Origin of the sequence: Nonomuraea sp. NPDC050547 (assembly GCF_044457345.1) — a bacterium.
Lineage (GTDB): Bacteria > Actinomycetota > Actinomycetes > Streptosporangiales > Streptosporangiaceae > Nonomuraea.
The window spans coordinates 327,732-352,809 of record NZ_JBITGW010000012.1 but is presented as its reverse complement, the minus strand read 5'-3'; the positions used below and the strand labels follow the sequence as shown (position 1 = coordinate 352,809).

38 protein-coding genes and 1 pseudogene are annotated in these 25,078 nt (G+C 67.2%); 27 read left to right on the top strand and 12 right to left on the bottom strand.

What is annotated here, in order from left to right; genetic code table 11:
* Positions 1–112 precede the first annotated feature (112 nt).
* Positions 113–439 carry a hypothetical protein gene (locus ACIBHY_RS30040; RefSeq protein WP_397308427.1) on the top strand — a complete coding sequence of 109 codons (327 nt, stop codon included), beginning with the start codon at positions 113–115 and terminating at the stop codon, positions 437–439.
* Positions 440–519: 80 nt separating this feature from the next.
* On the top strand, positions 520–867 hold the full coding sequence (locus tag ACIBHY_RS30035; RefSeq protein WP_397308426.1) for a hypothetical protein: 348 nt from the start codon (positions 520–522) through the stop codon (positions 865–867).
* A gap of 177 nt (positions 868–1,044) precedes the next feature.
* Here ACIBHY_RS30035 and ACIBHY_RS30030 read toward each other — a convergent pair whose 3' ends face one another.
* The gene (locus tag ACIBHY_RS30030; RefSeq protein WP_397308425.1) at positions 1,045–1,566 is read right to left on the bottom strand and encodes a hypothetical protein; all 522 of its coding nucleotides are present in this window, start codon (positions 1,564–1,566) and stop codon (positions 1,045–1,047) included.
* A 320-nt stretch (positions 1,567–1,886) separates the two neighbouring features.
* Here ACIBHY_RS30030 and ACIBHY_RS30025 point away from each other — a divergent pair, with 320 nt between their 5' ends.
* From ACIBHY_RS30025 to ACIBHY_RS29960, 14 genes and pseudogenes are all read left to right on the top strand, one after another.
* Positions 1,887–3,098, top strand: coding sequence for an AAA family ATPase (locus tag ACIBHY_RS30025; protein ID WP_397308424.1), 1,212 nt, complete (start codon positions 1,887–1,889; stop codon positions 3,096–3,098).
* Positions 3,095–3,685, top strand: coding sequence for a hypothetical protein (locus tag ACIBHY_RS30020; RefSeq protein ID WP_397308423.1), 591 nt, complete (start codon positions 3,095–3,097; stop codon positions 3,683–3,685). The genes ACIBHY_RS30025 and ACIBHY_RS30020 overlap by 4 nt, the downstream gene beginning before the upstream one ends.
* Positions 3,682–3,930: a WhiB family transcriptional regulator gene (locus ACIBHY_RS30015; RefSeq protein WP_397308422.1), complete on the top strand. Its 249-nt coding sequence runs from the start codon at positions 3,682–3,684 to the stop codon at positions 3,928–3,930. The genes ACIBHY_RS30020 and ACIBHY_RS30015 overlap by 4 nt, the downstream gene beginning before the upstream one ends.
* Positions 3,927–4,265 (top strand): hypothetical protein, encoded by a 339-nt coding sequence (locus ACIBHY_RS30010; RefSeq protein WP_397308421.1) that lies wholly within the window; start codon positions 3,927–3,929, stop codon positions 4,263–4,265. The genes ACIBHY_RS30015 and ACIBHY_RS30010 overlap by 4 nt, the downstream gene beginning before the upstream one ends.
* 457 nt (positions 4,266–4,722) lie before the next feature.
* Positions 4,723–5,739, top strand: coding sequence for a hypothetical protein (locus ACIBHY_RS30005; protein WP_397308420.1), 1,017 nt, complete (start codon positions 4,723–4,725; stop codon positions 5,737–5,739).
* Complete coding sequence (locus tag ACIBHY_RS30000; RefSeq protein WP_397094017.1) at positions 5,736–6,476, top strand: ATP-binding protein; 741 nt, start codon at positions 5,736–5,738, stop codon at positions 6,474–6,476. The genes ACIBHY_RS30005 and ACIBHY_RS30000 overlap by 4 nt, the downstream gene beginning before the upstream one ends.
* A pseudogene (locus ACIBHY_RS29995) lies at positions 6,470–6,826 on the top strand (XF1762 family protein); the annotation flags it as partial. The gene ACIBHY_RS30000 and the pseudogene ACIBHY_RS29995, both read left to right, overlap by 7 nt.
* Positions 6,827–7,004: 178 nt before the next feature.
* On the top strand, positions 7,005–7,577 hold the full coding sequence (locus ACIBHY_RS29990; protein WP_397308419.1) for a hypothetical protein: 573 nt from the start codon (positions 7,005–7,007) through the stop codon (positions 7,575–7,577).
* A complete protein-coding gene (locus ACIBHY_RS29985) occupies positions 7,574–7,744 on the top strand; it encodes a hypothetical protein (RefSeq protein WP_397308418.1) in 171 nt (56 codons plus the stop codon). The genes ACIBHY_RS29990 and ACIBHY_RS29985 overlap by 4 nt, the downstream gene beginning before the upstream one ends.
* Positions 7,741–8,214, top strand: coding sequence for a hypothetical protein (locus ACIBHY_RS29980; RefSeq protein ID WP_397308417.1), 474 nt, complete (start codon positions 7,741–7,743; stop codon positions 8,212–8,214). The genes ACIBHY_RS29985 and ACIBHY_RS29980 overlap by 4 nt, the downstream gene beginning before the upstream one ends.
* A gap of 28 nt (positions 8,215–8,242) precedes the next feature.
* Entirely contained in the window at positions 8,243–8,686 is a 444-nt protein-coding gene (locus ACIBHY_RS29975; protein ID WP_397308416.1) for a hypothetical protein, read from the top strand.
* A 32-nt stretch (positions 8,687–8,718) separates the two neighbouring features.
* Positions 8,719–9,045 carry a hypothetical protein gene (locus ACIBHY_RS29970; protein WP_397308415.1) on the top strand — a complete coding sequence of 109 codons (327 nt, stop codon included), beginning with the start codon at positions 8,719–8,721 and terminating at the stop codon, positions 9,043–9,045.
* Between the two features lie 135 nt (positions 9,046–9,180).
* Entirely contained in the window at positions 9,181–9,447 is a 267-nt protein-coding gene (locus tag ACIBHY_RS29965) for a hypothetical protein (RefSeq protein WP_397308414.1), read from the top strand.
* Positions 9,448–9,510: 63 nt separating this feature from the next.
* On the top strand, positions 9,511–9,714 hold the full coding sequence (locus tag ACIBHY_RS29960; RefSeq protein WP_397308413.1) for a histone-like nucleoid-structuring protein Lsr2: 204 nt from the start codon (positions 9,511–9,513) through the stop codon (positions 9,712–9,714).
* Positions 9,715–9,778: 64 nt separating this feature from the next.
* On the opposite strand, the gene ACIBHY_RS29955 is transcribed toward ACIBHY_RS29960, so the two are convergent.
* Positions 9,779–9,916 (bottom strand): hypothetical protein, encoded by a 138-nt coding sequence (locus ACIBHY_RS29955; RefSeq protein ID WP_397308412.1) that lies wholly within the window; start codon positions 9,914–9,916, stop codon positions 9,779–9,781.
* A 462-nt stretch (positions 9,917–10,378) separates the two neighbouring features.
* Between ACIBHY_RS29955 and ACIBHY_RS29950 the strand changes: the two genes are divergently transcribed.
* From ACIBHY_RS29950 to ACIBHY_RS29925, 6 genes are all read left to right on the top strand, one after another.
* Positions 10,379–10,621, top strand: a complete 243-nt coding sequence (locus tag ACIBHY_RS29950; protein WP_397308411.1) for a hypothetical protein — start codon at positions 10,379–10,381, stop codon at positions 10,619–10,621.
* Positions 10,618–10,878: a hypothetical protein gene (locus tag ACIBHY_RS29945; protein WP_397094037.1), complete on the top strand. Its 261-nt coding sequence runs from the start codon at positions 10,618–10,620 to the stop codon at positions 10,876–10,878. The genes ACIBHY_RS29950 and ACIBHY_RS29945 overlap by 4 nt, the downstream gene beginning before the upstream one ends.
* Before the next feature lie 80 nt (positions 10,879–10,958).
* Entirely contained in the window at positions 10,959–11,555 is a 597-nt protein-coding gene (locus tag ACIBHY_RS29940) for a helix-turn-helix domain-containing protein (protein ID WP_397308410.1), read from the top strand.
* Positions 11,556–11,568: 13 nt separating this feature from the next.
* A complete protein-coding gene (locus tag ACIBHY_RS29935) occupies positions 11,569–11,721 on the top strand; it encodes a hypothetical protein (RefSeq protein ID WP_397308409.1) in 153 nt (50 codons plus the stop codon).
* The gene (locus ACIBHY_RS29930) at positions 11,718–12,053 is read left to right on the top strand and encodes a hypothetical protein (RefSeq protein ID WP_397308408.1); all 336 of its coding nucleotides are present in this window, start codon (positions 11,718–11,720) and stop codon (positions 12,051–12,053) included. The genes ACIBHY_RS29935 and ACIBHY_RS29930 overlap by 4 nt, the downstream gene beginning before the upstream one ends.
* A gap of 8 nt (positions 12,054–12,061) precedes the next feature.
* Positions 12,062–12,595 carry a hypothetical protein gene (locus ACIBHY_RS29925; protein ID WP_397308407.1) on the top strand — a complete coding sequence of 178 codons (534 nt, stop codon included), beginning with the start codon at positions 12,062–12,064 and terminating at the stop codon, positions 12,593–12,595.
* 343 nt (positions 12,596–12,938) lie between these two features.
* Here the strand turns inward: ACIBHY_RS29925 and ACIBHY_RS29920 are convergent, their stop codons facing one another.
* The 3 genes from ACIBHY_RS29920 to ACIBHY_RS29910 all read right to left on the bottom strand — a co-directional run bounded on the left by ACIBHY_RS29920 (position 12,939) and on the right by ACIBHY_RS29910 (position 14,399).
* A complete protein-coding gene (locus tag ACIBHY_RS29920; RefSeq protein WP_397308405.1) occupies positions 12,939–13,322 on the bottom strand; it encodes a hypothetical protein in 384 nt (127 codons plus the stop codon).
* Between the two features lie 102 nt (positions 13,323–13,424).
* Entirely contained in the window at positions 13,425–13,760 is a 336-nt protein-coding gene (locus ACIBHY_RS29915; RefSeq protein ID WP_397308404.1) for a hypothetical protein, read from the bottom strand.
* Positions 13,761–13,838: 78 nt separating this feature from the next.
* The gene (locus ACIBHY_RS29910) at positions 13,839–14,399 is read right to left on the bottom strand and encodes a hypothetical protein (RefSeq protein WP_397308403.1); all 561 of its coding nucleotides are present in this window, start codon (positions 14,397–14,399) and stop codon (positions 13,839–13,841) included.
* 194 nt (positions 14,400–14,593) lie between these two features.
* On the opposite strand from ACIBHY_RS29910, the gene ACIBHY_RS29905 reads away from it, so the two are divergent.
* The 4 genes from ACIBHY_RS29905 (at position 14,594) to ACIBHY_RS29890 (ending at position 16,733) form a co-directional block, all read left to right on the top strand.
* A complete protein-coding gene (locus tag ACIBHY_RS29905) occupies positions 14,594–15,487 on the top strand; it encodes a hypothetical protein (protein ID WP_397308402.1) in 894 nt (297 codons plus the stop codon).
* A gap of 79 nt (positions 15,488–15,566) precedes the next feature.
* Positions 15,567–15,722: a hypothetical protein gene (locus ACIBHY_RS29900; RefSeq protein WP_397308401.1), complete on the top strand. Its 156-nt coding sequence runs from the start codon at positions 15,567–15,569 to the stop codon at positions 15,720–15,722.
* A 9-nt stretch (positions 15,723–15,731) separates the two neighbouring features.
* Positions 15,732–15,983: a hypothetical protein gene (locus ACIBHY_RS29895; RefSeq protein WP_397308400.1), complete on the top strand. Its 252-nt coding sequence runs from the start codon at positions 15,732–15,734 to the stop codon at positions 15,981–15,983.
* A gap of 141 nt (positions 15,984–16,124) precedes the next feature.
* Positions 16,125–16,733 (top strand): hypothetical protein, encoded by a 609-nt coding sequence (locus tag ACIBHY_RS29890; protein WP_397308399.1) that lies wholly within the window; start codon positions 16,125–16,127, stop codon positions 16,731–16,733.
* Positions 16,734–17,163: 430 nt separating this feature from the next.
* On the opposite strand, the gene ACIBHY_RS29885 is transcribed toward ACIBHY_RS29890, so the two are convergent.
* The 3 genes from ACIBHY_RS29885 to ACIBHY_RS29875 all read right to left on the bottom strand — a co-directional run bounded on the left by ACIBHY_RS29885 (position 17,164) and on the right by ACIBHY_RS29875 (position 18,544).
* Positions 17,164–17,394 (bottom strand): recombinase family protein, encoded by a 231-nt coding sequence (locus tag ACIBHY_RS29885; protein WP_397308398.1) that lies wholly within the window; start codon positions 17,392–17,394, stop codon positions 17,164–17,166.
* Entirely contained in the window at positions 17,391–17,648 is a 258-nt protein-coding gene (locus ACIBHY_RS29880; protein WP_397308397.1) for a hypothetical protein, read from the bottom strand. The genes ACIBHY_RS29885 and ACIBHY_RS29880 overlap by 4 nt, the downstream gene beginning before the upstream one ends.
* A 131-nt stretch (positions 17,649–17,779) precedes the next feature.
* Positions 17,780–18,544 (bottom strand): hypothetical protein, encoded by a 765-nt coding sequence (locus ACIBHY_RS29875; protein ID WP_397308396.1) that lies wholly within the window; start codon positions 18,542–18,544, stop codon positions 17,780–17,782.
* A gap of 215 nt (positions 18,545–18,759) precedes the next feature.
* Between ACIBHY_RS29875 and ACIBHY_RS29870 the strand changes: the two genes are divergently transcribed.
* Positions 18,760–19,557 carry an N-acetylmuramoyl-L-alanine amidase gene (locus tag ACIBHY_RS29870; RefSeq protein WP_397308395.1) on the top strand — a complete coding sequence of 266 codons (798 nt, stop codon included), beginning with the start codon at positions 18,760–18,762 and terminating at the stop codon, positions 19,555–19,557.
* Positions 19,558–19,641: 84 nt separating this feature from the next.
* On the opposite strand, the gene ACIBHY_RS29865 is transcribed toward ACIBHY_RS29870, so the two are convergent.
* The 4 genes from ACIBHY_RS29865 to ACIBHY_RS29850 are packed head-to-tail and all read right to left on the bottom strand — an operon-like array spanning position 19,642 to position 25,001.
* Complete coding sequence (locus ACIBHY_RS29865) at positions 19,642–21,240, bottom strand: helix-turn-helix domain-containing protein (protein WP_397308394.1); 1,599 nt, start codon at positions 21,238–21,240, stop codon at positions 19,642–19,644.
* Positions 21,237–22,319 (bottom strand): DUF917 domain-containing protein, encoded by a 1,083-nt coding sequence (locus tag ACIBHY_RS29860; RefSeq protein ID WP_397308393.1) that lies wholly within the window; start codon positions 22,317–22,319, stop codon positions 21,237–21,239. The genes ACIBHY_RS29865 and ACIBHY_RS29860 overlap by 4 nt, the downstream gene beginning before the upstream one ends.
* Before the next feature lie 4 nt (positions 22,320–22,323).
* Positions 22,324–23,424 carry a DUF917 domain-containing protein gene (locus ACIBHY_RS29855; RefSeq protein WP_397308392.1) on the bottom strand — a complete coding sequence of 367 codons (1,101 nt, stop codon included), beginning with the start codon at positions 23,422–23,424 and terminating at the stop codon, positions 22,324–22,326.
* A complete protein-coding gene (locus tag ACIBHY_RS29850) occupies positions 23,415–25,001 on the bottom strand; it encodes a hydantoinase/oxoprolinase N-terminal domain-containing protein (RefSeq protein ID WP_397308391.1) in 1,587 nt (528 codons plus the stop codon). Before ACIBHY_RS29850 ends, ACIBHY_RS29855 begins: the two co-directional genes overlap by 10 nt.
* Positions 25,002–25,078: the final 77 nt, after the last annotated feature.

Sequence of the window (25,078 nt, the reverse complement as noted above, 5' to 3'; positions counted from 1 at the left end):
TGCCTGACCAGCCACGCTGATCACGAACCCCGACGCGCCACCACACGCCAGGGTCCGCTGCCGCCTGCCCGCTAACTCTCCGATTTTCGGACTAGTGGGTGTGGGGGCACGCATGACGGAGCAGGAGCCGACCACGGGGGAGCTGTCGCGGCTGATCCAGCGGGTTGAGGGGCGGATCGACGCGCTTAGCACGGAGATTCGCGATCTAGCAGCGGAGTGGCGGGGGCAGATCGCTTCGGGCGCGCTGGTATCTCAGCGGGTGGGGCATCTCGAATCTAGCCAGAATGATCAGGAGACGCGGCTGCGGCTGGTTGAGCAGGACCTGTCCGGCCGGCGGGAGGCGGCGGAGAAGAGTCGTCGGGCGAACATGTGGATTGCTACGGGCATCACGGTCTGCGGCCTGATCATCACGCTGATCTTCAACCTGATGGGGAAGTGAGGCGGGAGCGGACGGTAGCTCGGTCGGGTCGGCATCCTCCCGGGGTCGATGAACGACGACCCCCGATGGAGGGCAGAGCGATGTCCGATTTCCTCAAGAGTCACCTGCGCACCTACGTGCCGATCTGGGTGGCCGCGGCCGCGGCGATTCTCGGGTCGAAGGGCCTGGATCTGGACGTGGACGCGGCGACCACGGTCGTCACCGGCCTGGCGATCAGCGGCTACTACACAGTGGCGCGGCTGCTGGAGAAGGTGCCGTCTCTGGCGTGGCTGGGCAAGTTCCTGCTGAGCGTCGGCTTCGTGGCGGGTCCGGCGTACGGCTCGGCGGCGAACTCCAGCTCGACGCCGGATGGTCCGGCGGAGTCGCCGGCGGCTGAGCGGGAGCCGTACACGGGATACGAGTATCTGCGGGATGACCGTAAGGGCTAAACTCGGCGGCTGGAAGCTTCGAGGAGGACCTTGCAGGGTCTCCTGGGTTTCCTTCCGGTGGTACGCCGTCTCTCGGTTCGGATGGCAGTCGCGTAGAGGCCGCTCCTCGCGCTTGTCGTGAAGCCCGTTTCGGGGGGCGGCGTACTCATGTCCGGGGCCGCCCCCGCCGGCGGCTGACTACAGGTGGGCTGTGACTGGGTTGGGGGTGGCAGCGCCGGCTGGGTCGCCGGGCTGCCCGGAGGCGTAGGCCTTGTACCAGTCGTCGAGTTCCAGCGCGACTTTTCCGGGGTGGGGGTCGCCTAGCCCGGGGACGGGCGCGACGCAGGTCTCGGCCAGGACTCGCCAGACGCCGTTCTCGCCGTTCGTGTCGGCCAGGTGGGTGAGGTCGCAGTGCTTGAACTGGTCAAGGACCTGAGCGATGGATAGTCGGAGCTTCCCGGCGATGGTCTCCCACGAGGTGCCGTTCATGCGTTCAACGGTGATCGCGCGGTGGAGGTTCTCCAGCGCCATCCGTTGTGCGTGGAGCGCGTGCTCGATCATGTCCCCGGGGGCGGCGTGGGCGTCGTCCCGGGTGGTGACCTTGCTGGCTGCGTGGTCGGCGATCTCCTTGGCGACGTTGCTGTAGCCGACGCGGGCTGTTTGGCGGCCGTTCAGGTCGGGGGCAACGCGTATCGCCAGGTGGTCGGGGTTTTGTGACACGGGGCGGGACCTCCGAGGTTGGGGAAGCTGCGGGGGCTCCTAAGACGGCTCAAGGGTAGAGCCTTCGGCACAACTTTAGGGCCGAGTGTCGGCTTTTCCCAGGGCGCTGTGATCAAACCGGAGGCTTGTGGTGTGCCGCACAGAGGACTAGTCTAACTAAAGATGCAGTATTGTTCTTTGATGTGTAGCCGGATTCGGACGGTAAGTCGGGTGGGACGGTTTCATGCGTCCCACCCGCTGGCCGGGCTGGTCGGCACGTCAGCCGCAGTCGGAGCAGGGGAGCGGCCCCGGCTTCGACTGCACTTCCGGAAGGACTCACCGTGAGCAACCTCGCTTTCGAGGCTCCACGGCGCGTGGCGTTCAAATCGCGCGTCGTCGTTCAGGGCCCGCCAGGGTCCGGCATGACGTGGACCTCGCTGCGAATGGCGCAGGGCATGGGCGGGCCGGTTGGTGTCGTAGACGCCAACCGTGGCGCCGCCGCGCTGTACGCCGAGCACTTCGACTTCGTTCACCTGCCCATGCACTCGGGCAAGCCGAACCTGCTGATCGAGGCGCTCGCCGTGGCCGCTGAGCAGCAGATCGCCACGCTGATCGTGGACTCCGGCACGGCGTTCTGGTCGGGCCGGGGCGGACTGGTGTGGCAGGTGGATCACCTGACCATGACCAAGTACAACGGCAACAACAACCGGGCATGGGGTGAGACGCGCCAGCTTGAGCAGGACCTGTTCGACGCCCTGTTGTCCTTCCCGGGACACCTCATCGTGACGCTGCGCACTCAGACGGACTACCAGGTGCAGGACCTGGGCGAGGGCCGGTTGGCCGTGGTCAAGTACGGCACGAAGCCGGACCAGCGCAACAACTTCGACGCCGATTTCCACTTCACGCTGTCGCTGGACATGGCGCACGCAGGCACCGTGACCAAGTCGCGGGTGCTGGACGTTCCGCCCGGCGTAGTGATCGAGGAGCCGGGTGAGGATCTCGGCAAGGCGATCTCCGAGTGGCTGGGAAGGGGGGAGCCGCTGCCGGACGTGATCGGCATTCGCGACAAGGCGCTCGACCCGTCCATGACCCCTGACGACCTGCGCGAACTTCACCGCCTGGCGGGCGCGGCCAACCTGTTGCGGGCGGCGGTCCTCGACCAGCATGACCAGGTGATGGCGCTCGGTGCGCTGATCTTCCGGGAAGGGGAGCAGGCGGCGAAGGAGAACCGCAGGCCTGCCCGCCGGACGGCCACTTCGGAGCAGCCCACTTCGCAAGTCGGTGAAGTGGATGACGCCTTGCCGACGCCGGAGTACGTGCCTGACGACAAGACGTTCGTGGCGCAATGGGCGCACTGCGTCGCGGTCATCGCCCAGGGCCCAGACGCGGCCGAGGACCTCAACACGGTCGAGGCCAATCTCCGTCAGGAGAAAGCGGACGGACAGGTTGGCCAAACCGACTACGCCCACCTGTACCGGCTGATCGAGCAGCGCCGCGCCAGCCTGGGCCTGCCATACGGGCAGCCCCCGAACGTTACGGCGGGTGCGGCATGACCGGCGTCGAGCAGGCCACAGCCGACACCGCGCCCGCTGTGGAGGACCGTGAGGCCGCGTCCAGCCTGTACTTGGCGGGACGCTTGCTGGAGTCGATCGCCAAGGCGCTGATCGTGCTCGGCGACGACGGGCTGACGTCCACCACGTCGGACGGTAAGCCCGTCATGCCGGTCGATGACCGGCAGAGCGGCTACATCGGCGGCACCCGCCTCGGCTTCACCCAGATGAACGACGGCAAGACCACCGCCGAGCTCGCCGCCGACGATCCGCGCCTGGTGGCGTGGGCGTCGAAGTCTCCCCACTACCAGCACAACGTACTGGCGTTGCAGATCTTGGCGCCCGCCGTGGTTGCCGAGATCAAGAAGCACGCGCTGAAGGCTGGCGCGCCCGTAGACCGGCACGGGGAGGTAGTGCCCGGTCTGAGCCTCAAGAAGGGCGACCCTACCCCGTTCAAGCATCTCGACAAGCAGCTCGTCGCCGAAGTCCTCGCGCCTGAGCGTATCCGCGCTTTGGCGCATGCCCTGCTGACCGGTCTGGCCACCCTGCCGGGCCTGCCGACGACCGACACGGAAGGGACACCGCGATGAGCTGGATGGACCGTGCCGCCTGCCGTGACGTCGATCCGGAGATCTTCTTCCCCCTCTCGGCTCCGGACACCGAGGCCGGGCAGGCAGCAGAGGTCAAGGCCAAGGGCGTCTGCGGAGGCTGCCGCGTCCGGGAAGAGTGCCTGGGCCGGGCGTTCCGCCTTAGCGCCGTTCACGGCGTCTGGGGCGGACTGGGCGAGCGGGAGCGGCGCAAGGGCGGGAGCGCAGTTCAGGAGAGTGCGTCGTGAAGTGGGGGGACCGCATCTCCTTCGTGCGGTGCCTGAAGGTCGGAAAGATCCGATACGCCACGCGACGCGCTGCCCGCCGGGTCGTGCGACGCGCGCACCGAGGGGAGGGCAAGCACACCTATCGGTGTGATTCCTGCGAGGGCATCCACATCGGCGGCGCGATGGACGTCTCCGGCGCTCGCCGGCCGTGGCTGCGTTGCCAGACGGACACCGCTCCGGTGTTCGACGAGGAGAGCGGCGCGCAGGCATACGCCGACCGGCTGGGTGCTGACGAGTGCGTGGTTGCGCCGTGCGCGGACCACTGGCATGTGTGCCCTGCCCCAGCCGTCGCGTGACATAGATCACATCCGTCCTGCTCGGTCGTAGGCAGACGTAAGCGTCCGGCTCTTGGTGGGGTGCGTGATCTCCCCCGGAGGCGTGGTCCGCGACGAGGCCACCGCTCGATCAACGCTTTCTGCGAGCGGGCGTGCCCGCGTGGACCGCGCCTCGGGGGATCACCCACCCCCGGGAGGACCCACGTGACCTCTGACCTCGACTCGCCCCACCTTCACCGCCCCAGCGGCTTCGGTGACCATGCCCGCCGTCCTTCACCCACAACGGCGGCCCCGCGCGGAGCCGCCGTCGCAGCCAGGCAGAGCGCGCCAACGCTCTGACGGCCCTGGATGCCCCCTAGCCACCTTCCACAGCAACGCAAGGAGGCGTCATGAGCGTACTCAACGCTGCGGCCCAGTCAGCAGCGCGAGCACTGCTGACGCTGCCTCCTCGTCCTTCCGGCCGGGAGGCCCACGCACGATGAGCACCAACCAGAAATCCCCGGGCGCGGCCCAATCCGTCATCCGGCGTGGCCGCATGCGCGCCGACCGCTTCGTCCAGGTATCCAACGATCTCGCCCGTGACCGCAGGCTCTCCCGCCGTGCACGCGGCCTGTTCGTCGAGCTCGCTTCTCACCAGGAGGGATGGCAGACGAGCATCGCCGCGCTCGTCGAACTCGGGCCCGAGGGCGTGCACGCCATCCGCGGCGCCGTCGAGGAGTTGGAGAAGTACGGCTATCTCGTCCGTACCCAGCACCGCGACCCAGCGACCGGGCGGCTCGGCGAGACCGACTATTGGATCACCGACTGCCCGGAGGAGTACCAGGCGGCCAGCGCGGAGCCGTCGTCAGAAAATCGCACAACGGACGACGCCACGGATCTCCCCAGTTCGGAGCCGCCGTCAGGTTTTCCGATGTCGGCTGAGCCGCACGCGGATGAACCGCATGCGGAAGATCGCACGCATAAGAAGACCAACCCTCAGAAGACCAATGAAAGAAACCAGGAGATGCCTCCTTCGTCGGCATCTCCTGCGGGCAAGGCGCAGCAGCAGGACCTTCTCGGCGTCGAGACGCCGCCAACCGAGTCGCCGAACCAGACCACGCAGTCGTCGAAGGCGAAGAAGGAACGCACGCCCGAAGAGCAACTCCGGTTCGACCTTGCCAACGAGGTCGCCACCGCATGGTGGGAGCGCTGCGACACGCTGAACCTGCCCAACATCCGACGCGGCCGCACCAGCGCCTTTCCCGGCCTCCGCCAGATGGTGGAAAGCGCCCTCGCAGGCGGATGCTCCGTCAACGAAATCAAGTGGGCGCTCGACGACATACGCGAGCGGTTCCCGACCGTCAAGCGGCTGGAGAACGCCATCGCCCGCCGCCGCGGCGTCGCCGCCCCCCAAAAGGGCGGCGGCCGCCCCGTCAACAATCGCCACCTCCAGGCCGTGCCGGAAGGCTCCGCGCAGGCCGAGCAGCAGGACGAACGCAGGGAGATGTTCGGATGAGCGCCATCGCCGTCCCGGTCAAGGACCCCATGGAGCGGATCATGGCCCGCATGCCCGCCCGGGTGCGGGAAGCGTGGGAAGCCGAAGGCCGCCCGACCGCCCGCTACGAGGACGATCCCGCCGACGTTCGCGCCGAAGTCCGCGCCCGCCGCCGCGAGACCTGGCAGAGCAACGTCCCCGCCGAGTTCGCCGACGCCCACATCGACAAGCTCAAACCCACCCAGGACGCGGACGGGCGCGTCTCCGGCTGGCTCTCGTCCGGCGCGTCCAAGCTGCTGCTCGTCGGCGACGTCGGCACCGGCAAGACCTGGACCGGGTTCGCCGTCGCCAACGCCGCCGTCCAGGCGGCCGACCCGGCATGGGTGCAGTACTACCGGGTGCCCGACCTCATCCGCGCACTCCAGCCGTCGTCCGGCCGGGAGGACATCACTTACCGGTTCGCCACCGAGTGCGACATGCTTTTTCTCGACGACTTCGGCGCCGAGATGGTCACCGACTGGCGGCTGGAACAGCTCTGGCGGATCATCGACCACCGCACCGCGGAGCGAACGCGGCTGGTCGTCAACACGAACCTGCCCTACGACAGCATGGGCTTCACGGACACGCCCGAGCACCTCCGGCCCGTCCACCCCAACCTCGTAGACACCTACGGCGCGCGCATCATCGATCGCCTCATTCACGGCGCGATCACCGTCCGCTACACGGGCCCCTCCCTCCGCCGGAGCGCACGATGGTGACCGCAACCCCGACCGCCCCCGCCCATCCGGCGGGGGTCGTCCCCACTGAGATCGTGCTGCGCTTCGTGCCCGTCAACTTTCGGCAGGCGTGCGCCTTCGTCAACGCCTGGCATCGCCATCTGCGGCCGCCCCGCGGTCATGTGTTCTCGATCGGCGTGGCCGGAACCACTACCCGAACCCTGCACAGCGTCGCCATCGTCGGCAGGCCAGTTGCCCGGATGTACGACAACGGCCACACACTGGAGATCACCCGTTCGGCTACGGACGGCACCCCCAACGTGGGAAGCATGCTGTTCGGCCGCGCCCGGACAATCACCTACGGCCTCGGCTTCGACCGGCTGATCACCTACAACCACGCCACCATCCACGGCCCCCTCTGCCCGAACTCCTGCACGCACGGCTCCTGCGAAGCGGTCCGGCTCGGCGAGTCCGGCTCCAGCCTGCGCGGGGCCGGATGGCGGATCATCGCCCAGCGCCCACCGCACGCCGGATGGGATCGGCCCTCCCGCCCCCGCGATGGGAGCCGTCATGACCGACCGCCGCAAGCACCAGCAGGCCGCCGCCCGGCAACAGCTCGAACACGACATCGCCGCCGGCCGTCTCAAGCCGATCCCGCAACGGATCACCCGGGCCCTCGACTTCCATGGGCTGTACGGCCCTGAGGTGGACCGGGCGCTCGGCGGCGAGGAACCCATGGTGGACGAGTGGGAGGAAGGCACCCGCAGCCCGACCCCGGAACAGATCAAGCTGCTCGCCGAGCTCACCGATTTCCCCCTCCGCTTCTTCTACACCCCCATGCCCGAACTCACGGGAACCACGTTCGTCTGCAGCCGAAGCGGCCCGCAGAAAGGCTGTGAACGCGTGCCACTCCAGACACCTGCCTCGGCGCCCACCGCCCAGCCACCTCGCGGCCTGGCCGTCACTCAGCGCCCTGCCAAGGGGACGCCCGGCTTCTGGTGCCGCATCCCCAGATGCCCCCTGCGCGGCCGCCGCCAGCCCGCACCCACCAACCAAGCAGCCGACGCCGGTTGGTACCGCCACTACCTCGACTTCCACTACTCGCCGCCCACCCCCGCCGCCCCCGACTGGAACGCATCATGACCATCCGGCACGTCACCTTCTGGGCAGGCTGGGCGGTCACCGCCGCCGCCTTCGCCCTCGTCGCCACGACCGGCGCCAGCCCATGGCTGATCCCCTCCGTGATGCTCGCCTGGCTCGCCGCGCTCGCCGCGCTCGCCGCGGCTCGAATCCGCGAGCACCAGCCGTGACCAGCCGACCGGCCTCGCCCCTGTGCCCGGCCTGCGCCGGTCAATACCCGGACGCGACCGACGATCCCAACCTCATCTGCCAGTGCGGCACCCATTGGCAGGCCCCCAGCCTGGAGAACACCATGCCGATCATCGACCGCGATACCCGCGACGCGCGGATCATCGAGCTCTACCAGGACGACGACACGCCCGTGAAGGACATCGCCGCCCAGTTCAAGCTCACCACCGCACGCATTTCGCAGATCGCCGCAGCTGCCGAGATCCCTCTCAGGCGCCCCCAGAATCGCCCCAAGAACATCGCCGTATCACAAGTGATCATCGACCACGAGGCGGGCCTCACGGTGGCGGAGATCGCGGCGAATCATCACGTCAGCGACTCCACCATTCGCCGCTACCTGAAGCAGCGGGGTTTGCGCGCCAACCCGCCCGTTCGCCGCAGCAGACCACCCGCTTCGCCGATCGCGGCCTAGCGATCCGATCGAGGCGAGACGTAAGCCGTTGCTGTCCGACATCCTCCCGGCCAACCGACACCGCCGGGAGGACTCACGTGTCTGCACCACAGCCAAGCCACTGCCGTCCCGAGCCGGCATCGTGACGCCCGGAACCGCGCTGGCCCTCTACGTTCTCGGCACCAACATCGCGCTGATTCTCTTGCTCCGCTCTCGAATCCGCGCCCGCCGGCGTATCGACGCGCTTCGGGTCGCCCAGGCCGAAGCACGGTTGCAGGCGAGCGAGGCAGACCAGGAGACCAAGCGCCTTGCCGGCCAGATGGCACGCCTGCGTCAGGCTCTCGCGCCGATCGCGACCCGCGCACGAACGGGCCAGGATCTCGTCATCGCCCGAAAGGATCTGGCGATTGTGGCTGTGCTTGTCGAGCACGACGGCCAGGAGGCGGACGCTCTCGTCGCGCTGGAGGACTCCTTCAACGCAAGACCCTTATAGACATCACTAAAGAGGACGGCTTCATCCTCAGCGTGACCCTCGCCCCTGGCTGCATCTGCCAGTCCGACCCCATCGACCTGGTGGACCTCAAGGAGACCACCAGCGCCACCACCGGCTGGTCCGCCATCCGCGCAGTCCTCACCCGGTTGATCGCCGACCGCAACAGGGTCTGCGAGGCGTTCGCGAACGTCGCCCTCGAATTCGACGGCCTGACCGGCTACGTCGAGCACCGAGGTGTCGATGCGGAAGACCTGTTCGAGGTCGTCCACGATACTGCCGCCGCGCAGCCAGCGACCTTAACAACAACGGCCTCGATCTCCAGACCCCGTACCTGGTCGAGCAGAACGGGCAGGCCATAACCCGAGGCCTATTCGACGAACTCGCGGACAGCAATGCGGAGGAGAACTACGCCACCATCCTCTGACAACTGGTTCATCATCACCACCCCGCATCTCGCCACCCCGCGCATCTGCGGGGTGTCTCACCATCGATCAGTGGAACGACACGACATCACGACCGCCGTGGCCGAAGAACTCACCCACCAGGCCATCGCTCCCGACTACGCCTACGCTCTACTCCTCCTCACTCAGGGCCACAAGGTTCACGATGCTGTGGCTGCCACCGGCATCATCTACAGTCGCCTGGTCTCCCTCGCTCGCCAGCAGGCCCTTCACGCCGTCGCCGAGCGCGCAACCTACGCCACCCGCGACGAGTTCACACCCGTCCTCACCTCAGAGCTCCATGCCATTGCAGCCACCTAGGCCGGAAAACAAACCCCATCTTCGACCTCGAAGACAAGGGCACGACACCGTCTAGAAGGAAGGATGTCGCCGAACGGCGAACAGCTCGTCACCGACCGCGAGCAGGCGAAACCCTTGGGCGTTGGCACCAAGCGCACGTCGTCCGTGAGTCGAGAGCAGGACCGCGCCATCCGCGCATGGGCCAAAGCACACAACATCCCCGTCAACGAGCGCGGCCGAATTCCCCGCGCCGTCCACGACCAGTACAAAGCGGCTCGCATCGCCTGAGCCGGAGCACTATGCGAGCGCCCCGCCACCCAAATGGCTGGCGGGGCCTTTTACGCGACTCAGGTCAAACCCTGAAGGGCAGACCGTTGATGTCGACGCCCAACGCAACGGCCACCACGATAACGATCGTGATGATGACGACCTTCAGATGCTTTCCCCACTCGGCGGGAACCGAAATGGACAGATTGAAGGGAGAACTCAACGCAGCCTCCGAAATCGAGAGCGGGAAGGAAGTCGCCCGGCTCGGAGTGGCGGTCGTTGCACCAACTTGCTACAACTCGTACGCTGCTCATTGGATGAACTAGCAGGTACTGACCTTGGCTCACAGCCGGGGCAGCATCTCGAAGAGGCCCGGAAGCTGGTGACACAGCGGCCGGGCTTTTCGAGTTACGGCAATAGTAACGGCGTGTTCTCGACAAAAGCTCAGAGGTTGGTCGCCGCTCAGAGCTGTGTTGCTTTGACCTGCGGCGACAGTGGCGGGCGGCGTGTCGCGACACGCCGAAGGCAGGGCTGTTGATCTGCGTCTTTGCGGTCGAGCAACTCATGCCGTGGCGGCCCGCGGTCGTGGCGATCCATTGTGAACCTTGCGCCCACCCAAGATGAAAGTCTGGCGCGACGAATCGGAGCCAGACGTTAACCCCGTCTGCCCGGGATGCTCCCGCGCATGATCGCCCACACCGCACCCCCGAGCACTCCGCCCACGCTGGCCGACGCCGGCACACCCATCTACGACCAACTCCTCTCTGAGCACTCCGGCCTGTTCGACCGGGAGTCCTGGAGCGGGGTCAGGCACCGGGACCAAGCTGCGCAGCCCGACCAGACAGGCATCGACACCGCTGTGATTCCGCGCATCACCGCGGCGAATCCGTGGTTCACCCCGCGGCTCCCCGCAGGCGCGGCCGCATGAACACTCACAACCTGGACGATGACGGCGTCGCCCTTCTCGCTGGCTGCGGCGCGCTCGTCGGCGCGCTCATCCGGAACCTCATCATCGCCGCCCTGCTCATCGCATCCATGGCCACCACCGGCGTGATGTCCGGCGTGCTGTGGAGCATCACCGCCGCCTTCATCGCCTTCTCCGCCGTCAGCGCAGCCAACCGCACCTACCGCGCCCGCCACCCCCGACCTGCGCCCACCCGCCTCGACGTCAACACCAGCCGCTAAGACGCCTCATGTTCACCGCACACCTCATCCAACCGCGGCACCTCCGCATGAGCGCGCGACACCCACACAAGGAGAAAGACGTGACCTACCCACGCCGCGGCCCCGGCCGGCCAACGAAGCTCACACCCGACCTGCAGGGCCGCCTCATCGCCCTGCTCGGCAACGGCTACTCGGCGGCCGAAGCTGCCCGCGAGGTCAACATCTCTCCGTCCACCATCTACCTCTGGCGTCGCCGCCACCCAGCCTTCAGCACCGCAGCGGACCGAGCCCGCACACAACAGCAGCCTGCCCCCGACCCCCATCAGCCACCCACACAAACCTCCGCACAGCCGACCACAGCCGAGACCGGCCTGATCCGCGAGATCATCCGCCAGCATCCAGACGGCGTGATCGAAATCGAACGCCACTACGCAACTACCGTGCCGGCCCCGGCACCCACCGCGTCTCAACCGGCCGCGGCCAAGCCGGTCGCCCACGCCAACGACCACCAGCAGATCCTCGCCAGCCTCCAACGCATTCACCCGCGCAGCGTCGCCAGGGTGCAACTCGACCACTTCACCGGCAGCCGAGACCGGACCCTTCAGGCCCTGCGCGCCCTGGAGACGCTCCACCTCGTCGAGCGGCAAATCCACAGCAACAACACCAGATGGCGCGCTACCGCGCGCTCCAGCCACTGAGAGGAGTCCACCAGTGACCTACCTCGACCCGCCCCAGCCAATCGACGAGATCCGCCTCCAAGCACTCAAGCTGTCCGCCGAGTACGTCGGCTCCCACGAGCGCACCGCCGACGACATCGTGGCCGGCGCTCGCGTCTTCGAGACCTACATCCTGGAGGGCAAATGACCGGTATCGGCGGGCGCCGGACACCCCTTACCGCCCTCGCGGGCCGGGCATGGAAGCCGGTACCTACCATTGACCAGATCACGGTCACCGTCACGGTGTCGGACGGCAACACGATCACCCTCGACATCCTCAAGCCGCTCAACGCCGAGCTCGACTACCGCCCCAAGCACGGCAACTGCGCCCTCAACCACTTCATCGGCATGCCCACCCACTTCGCGAGCAGTTGCCAGGACGAGCACGAACTCGTCCTGGCCGTGGACCTCAACCCGTGGCGTGACGAGGGCAAACCCGCATTCACGGTCACCACCACCCACGGCACAACTTCGGACTGAGGCAGGTCATGACCGAAGAAGGCAAACAGCCCGGCGGCCGCCGAACCAAGCTCACCCCCGAGCTCCAGGAACGGCTGTGCAACCACGTCCGCGAAGGGCTCTATCTGGCCACCGCCTGCGCGCTCACCAACGTGGGCGAGTCCACCATCTACCGATGGCTGTCCGACGCCGCCAAGGAGGACGCTCCCCAAGAACTTCGCGACTTCGCCGAGGCGGTCGAGCAAGCCCGCGCCGAGGCCGAGGTCGCCGCGGTGAACGTCATCTTCCAGGACTTCAAGGGCGGAGTGCTGATCAAGCGGTCGGAGCGGCCGGACGGCAGCGTGGAGGAGCAGTGGACACCGCCGAATGGCAAGCTCGCCCTGGAGTACCTCGCCCGTACCAGGCGCGACCGATACCAGCCCGTCAAGGCTCTGGAGATCACCGGCAAGGACGGCGGGCCCGTAGCCATGTCCCACGGCGTAGACCTCACCGGCCTAGCCGACCGTGTTGCCCAAGCCGCCAGAGAAGCCCAGGCCGACGACGGGGGAGAGGTCATCACATGACCACCAGAGCGCATGCCCATCTCGGCATCGTCACGGCCATCATCCGCGCCCCGATCACTCCGTGCCCGGCGAAGGCCCTCCTGCTCGAGGTACGGCGCCCACGGCTTCCGGCGTCCGAAGCGGATCGCGCTGGGTATCCGGGAACTGCCTGCGGGGGCCAGTTCCTAGCCACTGGCGCGGCGGCCACCGCCACGAAGGGCCGTTGCTTCATCAACGCGGAAAAGGCCCGCCAGCGTGGGCGCTGGTGGGCCTTCGGCATGTCGGACGCTGGACGAGCGGAAACTCCACCGTGCCGAGCAGCACGGTACTGGTGGCTATCCGATCTCGCCGCGCCTCTCCCAGGTCAGGCAGAGATAGCGGGATGCATTGGCGGAGCTGGAAACGGCCGCGCTGGGACCGGCTCGGCGGGACCGGGGAACCAGCGCTGCGAGATCTGCGCCGTGCGATCGGCAGGGTCGCCATGCGCGAGCAGCACGTCCAGTTCCCACGCGCCTTCCAAGTGGGGGGCGATCACGTCGAAGTAGGCGCGGGCCAGGTCCGGGCGCGGCTCGCTGGTCCAGATGAACACTCGGATGACCTGCCTGTCCTCGTCCATCTCGGCGATGCGATCAGGGTCGAGGTCACCCATCGCCACCGGGGGGAAGCGGTTCAGCGCAGGCTGGGGGATAGCACCGCGCCTTTGTGCATCAAACAGGATGCGCATCAGGTCGATGTGGGTCAGCGTCATGAGGGGAGTTCCTCCCGGTTGTGCAGTGGGCCCGCCCGCCGCTCGGGCGAGCCCAGAAGACTGGTTCAGGGGTGAGGCCCACCACGCGACGGGCCCGAAGGGTTAGGCGATGCGGAGCAGGTACGGGAGGAGTTCGCGGATCTGGCTAACGGTGAGATCGCGGCTGCGGCCCTGCTCATCGATGCCGCACAGCAGGACGGGTCCGTAGTACGGCTTCCACACGCCGCCGTACCTGACGCTCAACTTGGTTGCTGGCATGTTGGCCTCGCGCAGGCCGTGCCCGCCCGCGTCGATCCACATGGCTACGTGTGGGCGGATCGGGTGACGCTCGGCGGCGAAGCAGTCGAGAAGATCCAGCGTCAGGGGCAGGGTGTCGGCTGCCGGGAGGTTGACGTGCCGCATCTGGCCGTTCGGCAAGAGCACGATCGAGATGCTCATGGTTTCGGAACTCCTTCGGGCGGGTGCTGCGGTAGGTGGGCCCGCCCGCCGCTCGGACGGACCCAGGAAGACGGATGATCAGGCGGCGATCACAACGACCGAGCCGTCGAACATGGCCTCGGCCAAGGCCAGCGCCGGGTAGCGCTCGACGAACCTCTCGTCTGCCTTGTTCTGCACCCGCTGCTTGGCAGGCGTTTCCGGCGCATACACAGGCGTGAGCACGATCACGAGCGCCGGGTCGCGTCCCTCCTCGTGCGACTCCTCGGTCAGATGCGGATTCCTGAACCCGTCGTAGGAGGCGAGCTGTACGCGCTGCGAGTGGGTGAGGCTGACGAGGTAGGACCGGCACAGTTCCCGCGCTTGGACGAACGAGTCCTCCACCTGAGTGAAGTCGTTGTGTATTGCGGTAATCCGGCCCATGTAGGCGAGCGCGTCCATGACGTTGGCGCGGACCTGGATCCATGCGGTGTGGTCGCCCGTGTATCGCTCGGCGATCTGGCGGGCCAGGGCCAGCGACTCCGTCACCCGCTGGGCGGAGTCGCAGGAGTTGGCGGAGGTGAGCGGGGAGATCACCGTGATCGCCAGCCGCATGAGCCAGTTCAGGTGGGTCTGGTGCGACGACTCGCGAGTCTTGGCCATTGGGTGTTCCTTCCGGTTGCGGGAGCGCCGCTCGCCCCTGCCGACTCCTCAGACATTAGCAGGCTTCTTTAAAGTTGTCTATGGCGGTGATTCGATTTTTCCTGCATAGACATCGCTAAAGATAATTGCTAATGTTCTACGTATTCGACGGGAGCGAGCGGCGCTCCTGTAGGAATCACACCGGAAGGAAACGCATGCGTTTCAGGAGCCTCTTCGCTGTGCTGGCGGTCCTCCTCGGCACAGCCGTGGCCAGCCTCCTATTCCTCGTCGATGCCGCCCGTGCGAGCATCGCCGAGACCGGCCAGATCACCGCCCCCACCTCGGGCAGCGCCCTCACCACAGGCAAGCTGGTCACGGTCAAGGCGGTCATCACCAACGCCTGCACCGGAACCATCACCCTGCGAAACCCTGCAGGCGGAAAGACCAGCCTCGCCACAGAGTCGGGCAACCCGAACTGCCTCGGCGACCTAGCCCTCACCGGAACCTTCACCCCTGACACGCCCGGCGACTACACCCTCACGCTGATCGGGAGCGTCCCGCTCAGCGAGGTCACCGTCACCGCCGCCGCGCCCACCCCCACCGCGACGCCAACGGTTACCGAAACCATCACGGCCACCCCGACGCCCAGCGCGAGCGCCTCCACCGTCACCCCGACGCCCACCGCCACCGTGACCAAGACGGTTACGCCGAAGCCCAGCGCCTCCCCAACAAAGTCGGCCATGGCAAAGCCCCGCCCGATCATCACCACAACGAAGATCGTCCCCAGCGCTCCGATCACCACAGGCCAGCAGCCCACCGTGATCAACAACATCCCCGCCATGCCCACCACCGCCCCCACCGGCACCGACCACGACCCCGGGACGGTCACCTTCCCGACCGCAGCCGCCCCCGTCACCACCGTGACCGCCCAGCCTGACTACGCGGCGGCATGGGTCGCCTTCCAGAACATGTCCGCTGCCAACAAGGACGACGGCAGCATCTGGGACGCCATCCTCCGCGTGATCGGAATCCTGGCCATCCTCGCCGGGATCTCCGTCGCCGCCTGGTTCGGCTTCAAGACCTACCGCAAGCGCGGCAACCACCACTGAGCCCAGACCTAAACCCGCCTGCCCCGACACCATCCAGCCGGGGCAGGCACCTCAACCCCCTGCGCCCAGTGGAGGACCCATGCGCACCCTTGCCCGCCTCTTCGGGGACCTGATCTTCCCGCCTCGGCGCGACGACGAGCCCGCCCCGCCCCCCGCCTACTGCCGGACCTGTGACGCCCCCGCCGTGACCTTCGCCCCCGGCTTCGGCTGGGTTTGCGCCAACACCGGCCACTAGGAGCCATCCATGCACCCCGCCGCTGAACTCTGGCTCGCCAAGCTCGCCCTCGGCACGGCCCACCGCAACGTTACCCGCTGGGGCCGCTGCCTCCGCATCGTGGTGCGCGTCCCCTTGGCCACCCCTATCGACCTCGCCCACGCGCTCGCCATCCGCGACGCTGAGACCCGCCCCTTCGTCGCCAAGGTCCTGGACCGCTACGAGCGCGCCCAAGGCGGCCTCCTGGCCGCCCGCACCGACCTGGCCGACCTCACCCGATAGCTGATCATTGCGGGCCCGTACGAGCGGCGCACGGGCCGCGCCCCGGAAGGAACCCCAGACCTCATGCCCCGCGCAGATATCCTGCACAGGCCGGACGACCCCACCAACAGCGATCGCGCCTCCAGCGGAGTAATCGCAGTGATGGCGTACGTCAACGACGCCTACACGCCTGGCAATCGCAGCCTCGCCGATGACGAAGACCTCGACCAGGCCACCCGAGACGCGATCGGGGACATCCTCCACCGGCTCGAACGCGCCCGCGTCCACCCCGGCGTCATCCTTCGCCAGGCGTACGAGCGATACCGCGTTGAGGCCTGCGACGATGAGCCAGGCGACCGGCCCTCCATCGCCTACGCGTACGGCTGCCAGCACTGCCACGCTGAGCGCGGCCAGCCCTGCTACTGGAATTGTGAGTCGTGGGGGCTGTACGGCCACACCCGACTGACTGAGCCTGAGCAACTCGACGACGAGCCAACGCCCGTGTCGGCACCGGCCGGGCAGCCTGAGCGTTTCTACGAGTTCGGCCTCTCAGTCAGTGCCACAGCGAAGGTGTACGCCCCTAACGCCGACATCGCGCAGGAGCGGCTCGACGCCATCAACGGCATCACGGTCACCATCCCGTGGGAGGACGGCGTCGTCTGGTTCACATGCCAGGCGATCAGCCGTGACCGCGAACTCCTCAAGGTCACCCCGCCCGACCCCGATCTGAAGCCCGCCACCGAGACCACCATCACCGAGATCCCCCTCTGACTCGTCCAGCCGGAGCCGCTCCCGGACGGAGCGGCTCCCGCACTCAGAAATCGACCAGTGACCAACACCCCCCATGACCGTCTTCAGACTCGACGCCATGACGTTCATCGGTGGCACGGTGACCGCCCGCACCCGCAGCGAGGCCCGCGCCAAGCTGCGCGACGCCATCGAGAGCCTCAACCTGGCTAGCACCGACCCCGACGTCACCATCGAAGGGTCTCACCATCGAAGGCGACATCGACGTCATCGACGAGACCCCCACCAACGCACGGGCGGACAGCGGCGACGCTGGGCAGGGCGCGGCCGGCCCGCGCCTGTTTGACGGGCTCGACGTCTTCTTGCCTCACTCCTGAGTCAAGATTCGGAGGAGCCATACCCGGCGCCCGTGGGCCAGCGCAGGCCGCCTGATCCTGCGCTGGCCCACGCTTCTTCAGGCCACGGTCAACAACTCATCCCTGAGGCGCGTTGCGCGGGTCGTTCCGAGCAGCGTGTAGACATGCGAAGCCGTCCACCTCGATCCGCCACTCGGAGTAGGGATGCTCTGCGCGTTGAACATCCGGGCGATGCCCTTCTTACTGACGCCCTCGACATAGTGCAGGCGGACGGCGTCGTGGACCACGGGGAGCGGGCATCGAGGAGGTCGGCCCACCACCCCGCTCATCGTCCACCCCTGATCAGGCGCACGATGGCTCTGATGAGGTCCAAAGTGAACCTCAGAAGAGCGTTGAGAATCTTCGTCGCGCAAGTGCGGCGTGCCTTGTCCCGGCTGACGGTCGCGACGATCACGCAATAGGCGACGAGCAGGATGACGAGCGCGAACGCCCCCGCGACCGTGACCATGAGGACATCGACCGGGGTGAGGGCCCCGGCGAACAACTCCGCAGAGCGCAGAGCAAGGGGATTGAACTCCAGCACCGTACGTGCTCCCGAAAGATTGGCGGAACGCCGCTCAGGCGCTATCCGCAGATGACGACGGACAAGCTGGCCATGCGGGGGCATGCGTATGCACCGCAGGACCAACGGATAACCGGGGTCAACTGCGGGAGCTATCGGGTACTGGAGTAGTGCGCGAACCGCGCAGCGCGCTCACCGAAGCGCCGATACTCGGCTGCATCGTGGGCGATTGGGGTAGGGATGGACGCAGTCGCGCGCAGGCCGCGCGAGATCAAAAACAGCGCCTGGTATGGCAGAACCTTAGCCGCGAGCGTGAACACCGCGTCCATAACTCGCGCAAAGGTGCGATATTGAGCGTCCTGCATCACCTGCTGGAGAAGCGGCTCCGTCTTCCCTGAGGCGACACGCCCTACTAGAACCTTGGCTTCGTGCCAGCGGGTCAGGAGCTCACTGAGCTCGTGCTTTTCGTGGTAGAACGACAGCTTCTCCACCGCCTTCGCGATGCGGCAAGAAGGCTTGTCCGCAGCCGGCTCCAGCGGAAACGTGATGTACGTCCGGGCTTCTCGGAGGAAGTCGCGGTCGCACAGCGCCACGATGTCGAGCACGTGGTCAAGGGGGGGAACCTTGGTCGCGCCGAGCCAGGATCCAAGCAAGGCGGATCTTCCCGGCGGGAGGACCACTTTGAACTCGGCTATGGCCTTGGCCTGATCATGCACCGCGGCTAGAGATGCTAGGGCCTCTATGATCGCGTGGGTTTTCCCGCTACCAATAGGCGCCTGTAGAACCTGGCAGGCCAGAGCGTCGAAGTCCCGGTCCTGACCGAGGTCATGCTCCCATGGGAAGCTATCCCAGCCCGGCGGAGTTCCCTCTCCGGTGGTTAGCCAGCGCTCCCAGTCGTCGTCAATGGTCATCAGCATGTGTGATCACCCCCTAACGTCTCGCTGACGATACGCAGGACCGTACTACGCCCTGTCTGGGGTTCAGGTAATTCCCTGGCAGATCCGTGTGCACCTCGGGATAGACCGTCCACGGCGATATCGGAGCCAGACTCTAGCCGGCACCGCCAGCAACCCTTCCACCTTCGACCGGCCCTACCCAGGGGCGCCGGTCACCGAGATGGGAGGAACGGCACGTGCAAACCATCACCTCACCGAATAAGCACGAAGGCCGCGTCGCGGCGATCCGCGCCATCGTGGTGCACACCATGGAGACGGGCGAAAGCTCGAACGTCGCCGAGAACGTCGCCCACTACTTCGCGAAGCGCTCCACGAAGGCCTCCGCCCACCTGTGCGTGGACAACAACAGCGTCGTCCGCTGCGTGTCGGACTCGGACACGGCCTGGGCCGCTCCCGGCTGTAATAGCGACGGGCTCCAGATCGAGCTCGCTGGGCGCGCTGGCCAGAACGAAGCGCAATGGGCCGACACATACAGCCGTGACCTGCTCGAACTCGCCGCCCGCCAAGTCGCCGCCTGGTGCAAGAAGCACAACATCCCCGCCCGGCGGCTCACCCGAGCGCAGCTCCGCGCCGGCCAGAGGGGCATCGTTGGACACGCCGACGTCAGCGCCGTCTACAAGCGGAGTGACCATTGGGATCCAGGCCCCAAGTTCCCCTGGGATGACTTCATCCGCAAGGTCCGTCACTATCTCGACGGCGGTAGTCCCACACGACCACCCAAGCCGACCACCAACAAGCCGACCGACTGGCCCGACTTCCCCGGCCGCCACCTCACCTATCGGCCTGGACAGCCGCTCATGAGCGGGGCGGACGTCACCGCCTGGCAGAACCGACTGAAAGCCATGAAGTACACGATCACCGTAGACGGCCGATACGGACCCATGAGCGCGGCCACGACCAAGGTCTTCCAGCGAGCCGAGAGCCTCGACCCGGACGGCATCGTCGGTTCGCGCACCTGGCGTGCCGCCGGATGACCACAGCGCCCGCGAGATGGGCAGGTCGGGCGCCAACCTCTGCCCCCGGCCTTCCGGCGCCGAGCTTGTCCGACCCTACCCAGCTCAAGACGAGCGACCGGCTCGCCAACCCGCCGTGACCGACCGGCAGGCCAGGTGGAGGGACAGCCGGTCCACGTCCGTCAGCGACGCCCCCAGGTGCCGCTCTACAGCCGCAATCCGTTGAGTCACCGTGTTGCGGTGGAGGTCCAGCCGCCGAGCCGTCTCTGTTGGAGACGAGCCGCAGGTCAAAAACTCTTCCAACGTCTCCAAGAGCGCGACGCTGTCCGGCGCGGCCAGCACCGGCGCTAGCAGGGAACGCGCATGCGCCTGGAACGACTCATCGCGGAACCAGGCGAGCAACAGCCGTTCAGGGCCGAGTTCACTGATTGACTCAACCGCCCCGGGCTGGTCGCTACCTGCCACCCTGGCCGCCTGCTGCGCCTGGGCCAGGGTGCTGGCAATCGCCGCGGGGCCGGTCGTCGGCTGGCCGACCCCGCCCACCAGCGGTACGTATGCCTGATGATCCTCGTAGGTGGCGTTGAACCACGCCACCGCCGTCCTGACCCTTTCCGCGATCGCCGAAGCTTCCGCGTACGAGGGGCGCTCATGGCACGACACCCACGACGACCAGCCATCTACCCGCTCGAACAGCGGCACGCCAAATCCGTGTTCAGCCAGCGTGGACGTCAGTTGCGGCGTGAGCTCCATGTAGGCCGCGGTGTCGTCAACCGGGCTCATCCACGTGAGATGAACGCCAATATGCCAGCCGTCGAGCACGATGCCCGCCCGACTGGCGCGAGACGCCACATGCCCTGGGATCTGGGCCGCTTGCTCCAGCTGTAGCAGTTCGGAAAGCAGCCCGGTCAGGCGTACCCGCTCCCGCTCCGCCTGGAGACGATCCCGCGCCACCCATGCCGAAACCGCAGGCGCGGCCACCTGAAGAACAGCGCGTGCCGCTTCCTGCCACGCTGGTCCACCGTTGGTGACTTCGGACAGAAGCCACAACTGATGGTCGGTCCACGGCACCGGGCACGACGCCATCACATGATCGGCGTACCTCTCCGCCACCACACTCGGGTGCCGAGTGGCCTCCTCTGGGGGCGTCCAACGCACCGTCCCCGCCATGACCCGCCCATCGGCGGTAACCAACGCCGCCGTACCCTTCAACGCGTCGGTGATCACGCCAAGGATTCGGTCGATCGTGCCTGCCTTGGCCAACTTTGGCGCGACGGAGGCAACCGCCCGCGCATACAGCGTCTCAGGGTTCTGCACCAGGCCCAGAACTCTGGCCGTCAAGGCATGCGCCGACACCGGAACCAACTCGGGCTGGACGGCGACGACAGGGAGCGAGAACCGGTCAGCGAGCCGAACCGTGGACCGCGAAACCGTCTCAAGCCGGCCGACGATCACAAGCAGGCGCCCACCGCGGCCATGCAGCCGCCGAGTGAACGACTCCACCAGGTGCTGGCTACTAACGCCCTTCTGGTCGGCCACATCCATGATGGCGACCGAACTGGGCGGGACGCGACTCAGGTCGTGGCCGGTGTGGACCAGCGCAGCATTCCGGACCACCTGGTCCAAGCCGGAGCCCCCGCCCAGCAACTGGTGGCCATGAAACGCAGCATCGTTGAGGAGATCGCGGACTGTGATCACGGTCGTCATGCTGCGGGGCCTCGGAGCGGGAGCGTTCCAGGATCGTTGAGGACCCGCAGCCCGAACGCCTCAGGCGTCACGAGCGGCAGCGCCTGTGGGGTAAGCCATGCGGCCGGCGCGGGTATCCGAAGCACGTCCACGTGCCGGCCAGGCGCGATCGTCTCGGCCAGAACCGGCTCCCAGGTCCTGCTGTCCAGCACACAGATGATGTCGGGCACCTGAGCTTTGATGTCTCCGCCGTCGATCGCGAGAAGGAACTCGTCAGCCATCTCCAGCCTCATCGTGCGCTCGGCCGCGCCCTGATGCTCGATAGTCAAGGCGCCGCCCGTGCGAGGCCGCGGGTGGCGCACGACCTCGACGACACCTCCCGAGAACAGCAGGTCCGCGCCGAAGTCGGCCAACATGCCGACGCGGCCGCGCGCGTTCCGCTGGCTGTCCCGCAGCCGCTGCCCTAGCGTGATCGCGCCGGAGATGGATCCGGCGATCCCGCACTCCGCCGCCTGCCTGGCGTTCATCGGGTACATCGCAGTTGCGGCCCAGCCGCCCAACGCGGGCAGCGCGGCACGTAGGAGGCGCTCAGCGTCCGCGTTGTCGCGAGCCACGCCGATCGACACCAGGTTGCCGCTCGTGTCAACCAGTACCGCAGGCGCCGCTGCGATCCCGCCGGGGTTGAAAGTGACCTGATCAACCCTCGGGAAGGCCCGCCCCATACCGTCCGCGTCGATCAACGGCAGACCCGTCCACGCTGCGGCCGCGCACGCAAACAGGCTGTTCGCGCCACCCACTTCGAACCCGTGGATGGCAGCCACGGGTCGCCGAGCCAGGCGGCCTATCTCCGCAACAGCATTCACGAAGCACCCGCCGGCGGGCAGCCGCTCGATCATCACGGTGATGCTGCCCGTCGCTGCGATAGGGACGACCAGCGCGTCAGGCCGGAGGTCACTCGCGCTGATCAGCGGTACCGGCCCGTACTGGGACAGCGCGTGCCGCAGCATCCGCGCCGCCATCCCCGTGTCACCGCCGCCGCCGGACCCCAACAGGGTCGCGCCGGCGGCAAGGTCATCGACAAGATCAACCGTGATCTCCACGAGGTCAGTTCCGCCCGCCACCGAGCTGCTCGACCGGCACGTAGGGCTCGTCCAGACCGAACCCGGCGGGCCCGAAGCACGCCAGAGCTTCCGGCGAGCGCATGATCTGCGGCGTAGAGATCGCGTACACCGTCAACCGCTGGCCGAAAGACAGCGCCTCGGTGGTGACGGGCGCTCCCGTCTCGCTGTTGAGCGTGCAGATCAGATCCGGGACGATCGCCACCACTTGCCCGTTGCGGCGCGCCACAAGATGCTCGTTCTGGAAGACGATCTCCATCCGGTCGGCCGGATCGTTCATCTCCTCCAGCGTGACCCGGCCGCGGGCGAACCCATCCACCGTCCGGCGGTCGATATCCGCCACCTTGCCCCTGAACAACTGCACGCCATGACTGTAGATGGTGTCGGCCAGCATCTCTGTCAGCGCCTCAAACGGATCCTGATGATGCTCGCGGGCCTGCCGCAGTGTGGCCCCAATCCGGGTCGCCAGCGTGAGCGTTCCCGGGACAGCGGTACGGCGCACCGTGGCTGCGTCCATTGGATAGTCGCAGATGTACGCGGAGCCGCCCATCTGCACCGTCATCGCGCGAGCGATCAACTCCATCCGCTGGTTCGTCACCGCGTCGATAATCCCGGCGTCGCCGTGATCGGACGCGATCGACATGGGCGACCCGGGCACGCCCATCACAGCGAACGTCTCCATCTGGAGCTCAGGGAAGGCCCGCCCCATCCCGTCAGCATCCACAACGGGCAGGCCGGCCTCCGCCCCGAGGAGAAGCGGGATCATCGAATTGAAGCCGCCGCACTCGATCGGCATGGTCGCGGCCGCCTTACGGCCGAGCCGAGCCTCAAGGGTCCGCATCGCGGTAACGATGCCGTCCGGGCCAGGCAACTTTTCCCAGAACACGGTCGGTGCTCCCATGAGGGCGCACGGCAGCACGAGCGCGTCGTCAGGCAGTTCGTCCACTCCGATGATGCGGATCGTCCGGCCGGCGCGCAGTTGCTGCTCGACCAGGAGCCTGCCCACGTACGGGTCGCCGCCGCCTCCGGTGCCGAGGACCGCCGCGCCTTCCGCGAGATCGCGCAGCGCCCACATGGTCAATTCCATGCCCATTCGTCTTCCTTCCCGGTCGCCTCACCGGTGAGATCGAGCTCTCCAACTGCCTTGACTCGAACGCGCACCGCGTTGCCGGGCAGGTAGGCGACTGCGACCTCGTCGATCTCCGTGATCTGTACGGTGCCCGGGGCGGCACCAGCTGAGATGGCGCGGTCGATCGCCTCGGCGCGCGCCTCCTCCAGCACCTCCTCCCTCGTACGAGAAGCGGTGATGGCGAACAGCCGGTCCACGTCCCCGCCGATCTGCCCGATGGCAGCCCCGATGGCGTTGGCCACGGCGTGGTGCTCAGGCCGGTGCACGGACGGGATACCCGGCAGGCTCGCCGGGATGAGGATGCTTCCGCCCCCAACGAGCACCACGGGCAATGGTGTGGCCGACACCCTCATACGATCGACTAGGTCGGTGATCCGCTGGGTCATCCAGGCGATCCCGCGGTTGACGAGGTTGCGGTCCAGGTGCCGGACAAGGGAGGCGTCGCCGATATCGGCCAGGCCCGCGGCGACGGCCAGATCGGTAGCCGTCAGGACCTGGCCGCCGAAGACGAGAGCCTCCTGGGTCAGCTGGTAGCCGACAGAATCCGGGCCCACTTCAAGCTGAGGCGGGCGCGTGACCCGGCTTCCACCGCCGAGCCCCACGGAGAGCACGTCGGGCATTCTGAAGTTCACTCGCACCCCGCCAATGTCCACCTCGCCAGTGGCCTGCCTTGGATAGCCGCCGGTCAGAACGCCTACGTCCGTGGTGGTGCCCCCGATATCCACCACGGCGCAGTCAGGTTGATCAGCGAGGAACGCCGCGCCGCGAGCGCTGTTCGTCGGGCCCGACGCGAACGTCCGCACCGGATACATGCGAGTGAACTCCGAATCCATCAGGGTGCCGTCATTCTGCGAGAGGTACAGAGGAGCGGACACGCCCACGGCCAACAGGGCTGCGGCGAAGGCCTCGACGATGTCATCAGCCAGGTTGCGCAGGCAGGCGTTCACGATGGTCGCGTTCTCGCGCTCCAATAGCCCGACGCGGCCAATCTGGTGCGACATGCTGATGTGCAAGTTCGGCAGCTCGGCCAGGAGGATGTCAGCCGCCTCTTCCTCCATCTCGGCATTGACAGGGGAGAACACAGACGAAATAGCGACGCTGCCGATCCCCGACTTCTCCAACTGCGCGGCGACTCGTTTCAGCTCGTCCGGCCGGAGCGGGGAGATGGGGCGCCCGTCGAACTCATTGCCGCCATGGCAGAGATGGACGCTGGCCTGGATCGCGTTGGCTAGCCGCTGCGGCCAATCCACCATCGGCGGCAACGCGGATGTGGCCGGCAGCCCAAGCCGAACTACTCCGGTGGGCGCCAGGCTTCGCCCGGTGACCAGGGCATTAGTGAAATGCGTTGTCCCGATCATGACGCCCTCGATGGCCGAGCGGTCCACGCCAGGTGAGGCGAGGAGTTGCTCAAGGGCGGCCACGATGCCGCCCATAACATCAGGGGTGGTGGCGGTCTTGATGGATGCGAGGACGGTGGTCCCGTCCATCAAAACAGCGTCGGTGTGGGTGCCGCCGACGTCGATCCCTACTCGCAAGGGATGGGCTCCTGTTCGTGTAACTGGGGCAAGTTGCAGCAGGCTGCCGCGGTCCGCCGAATGGCTGGGACCGCGGC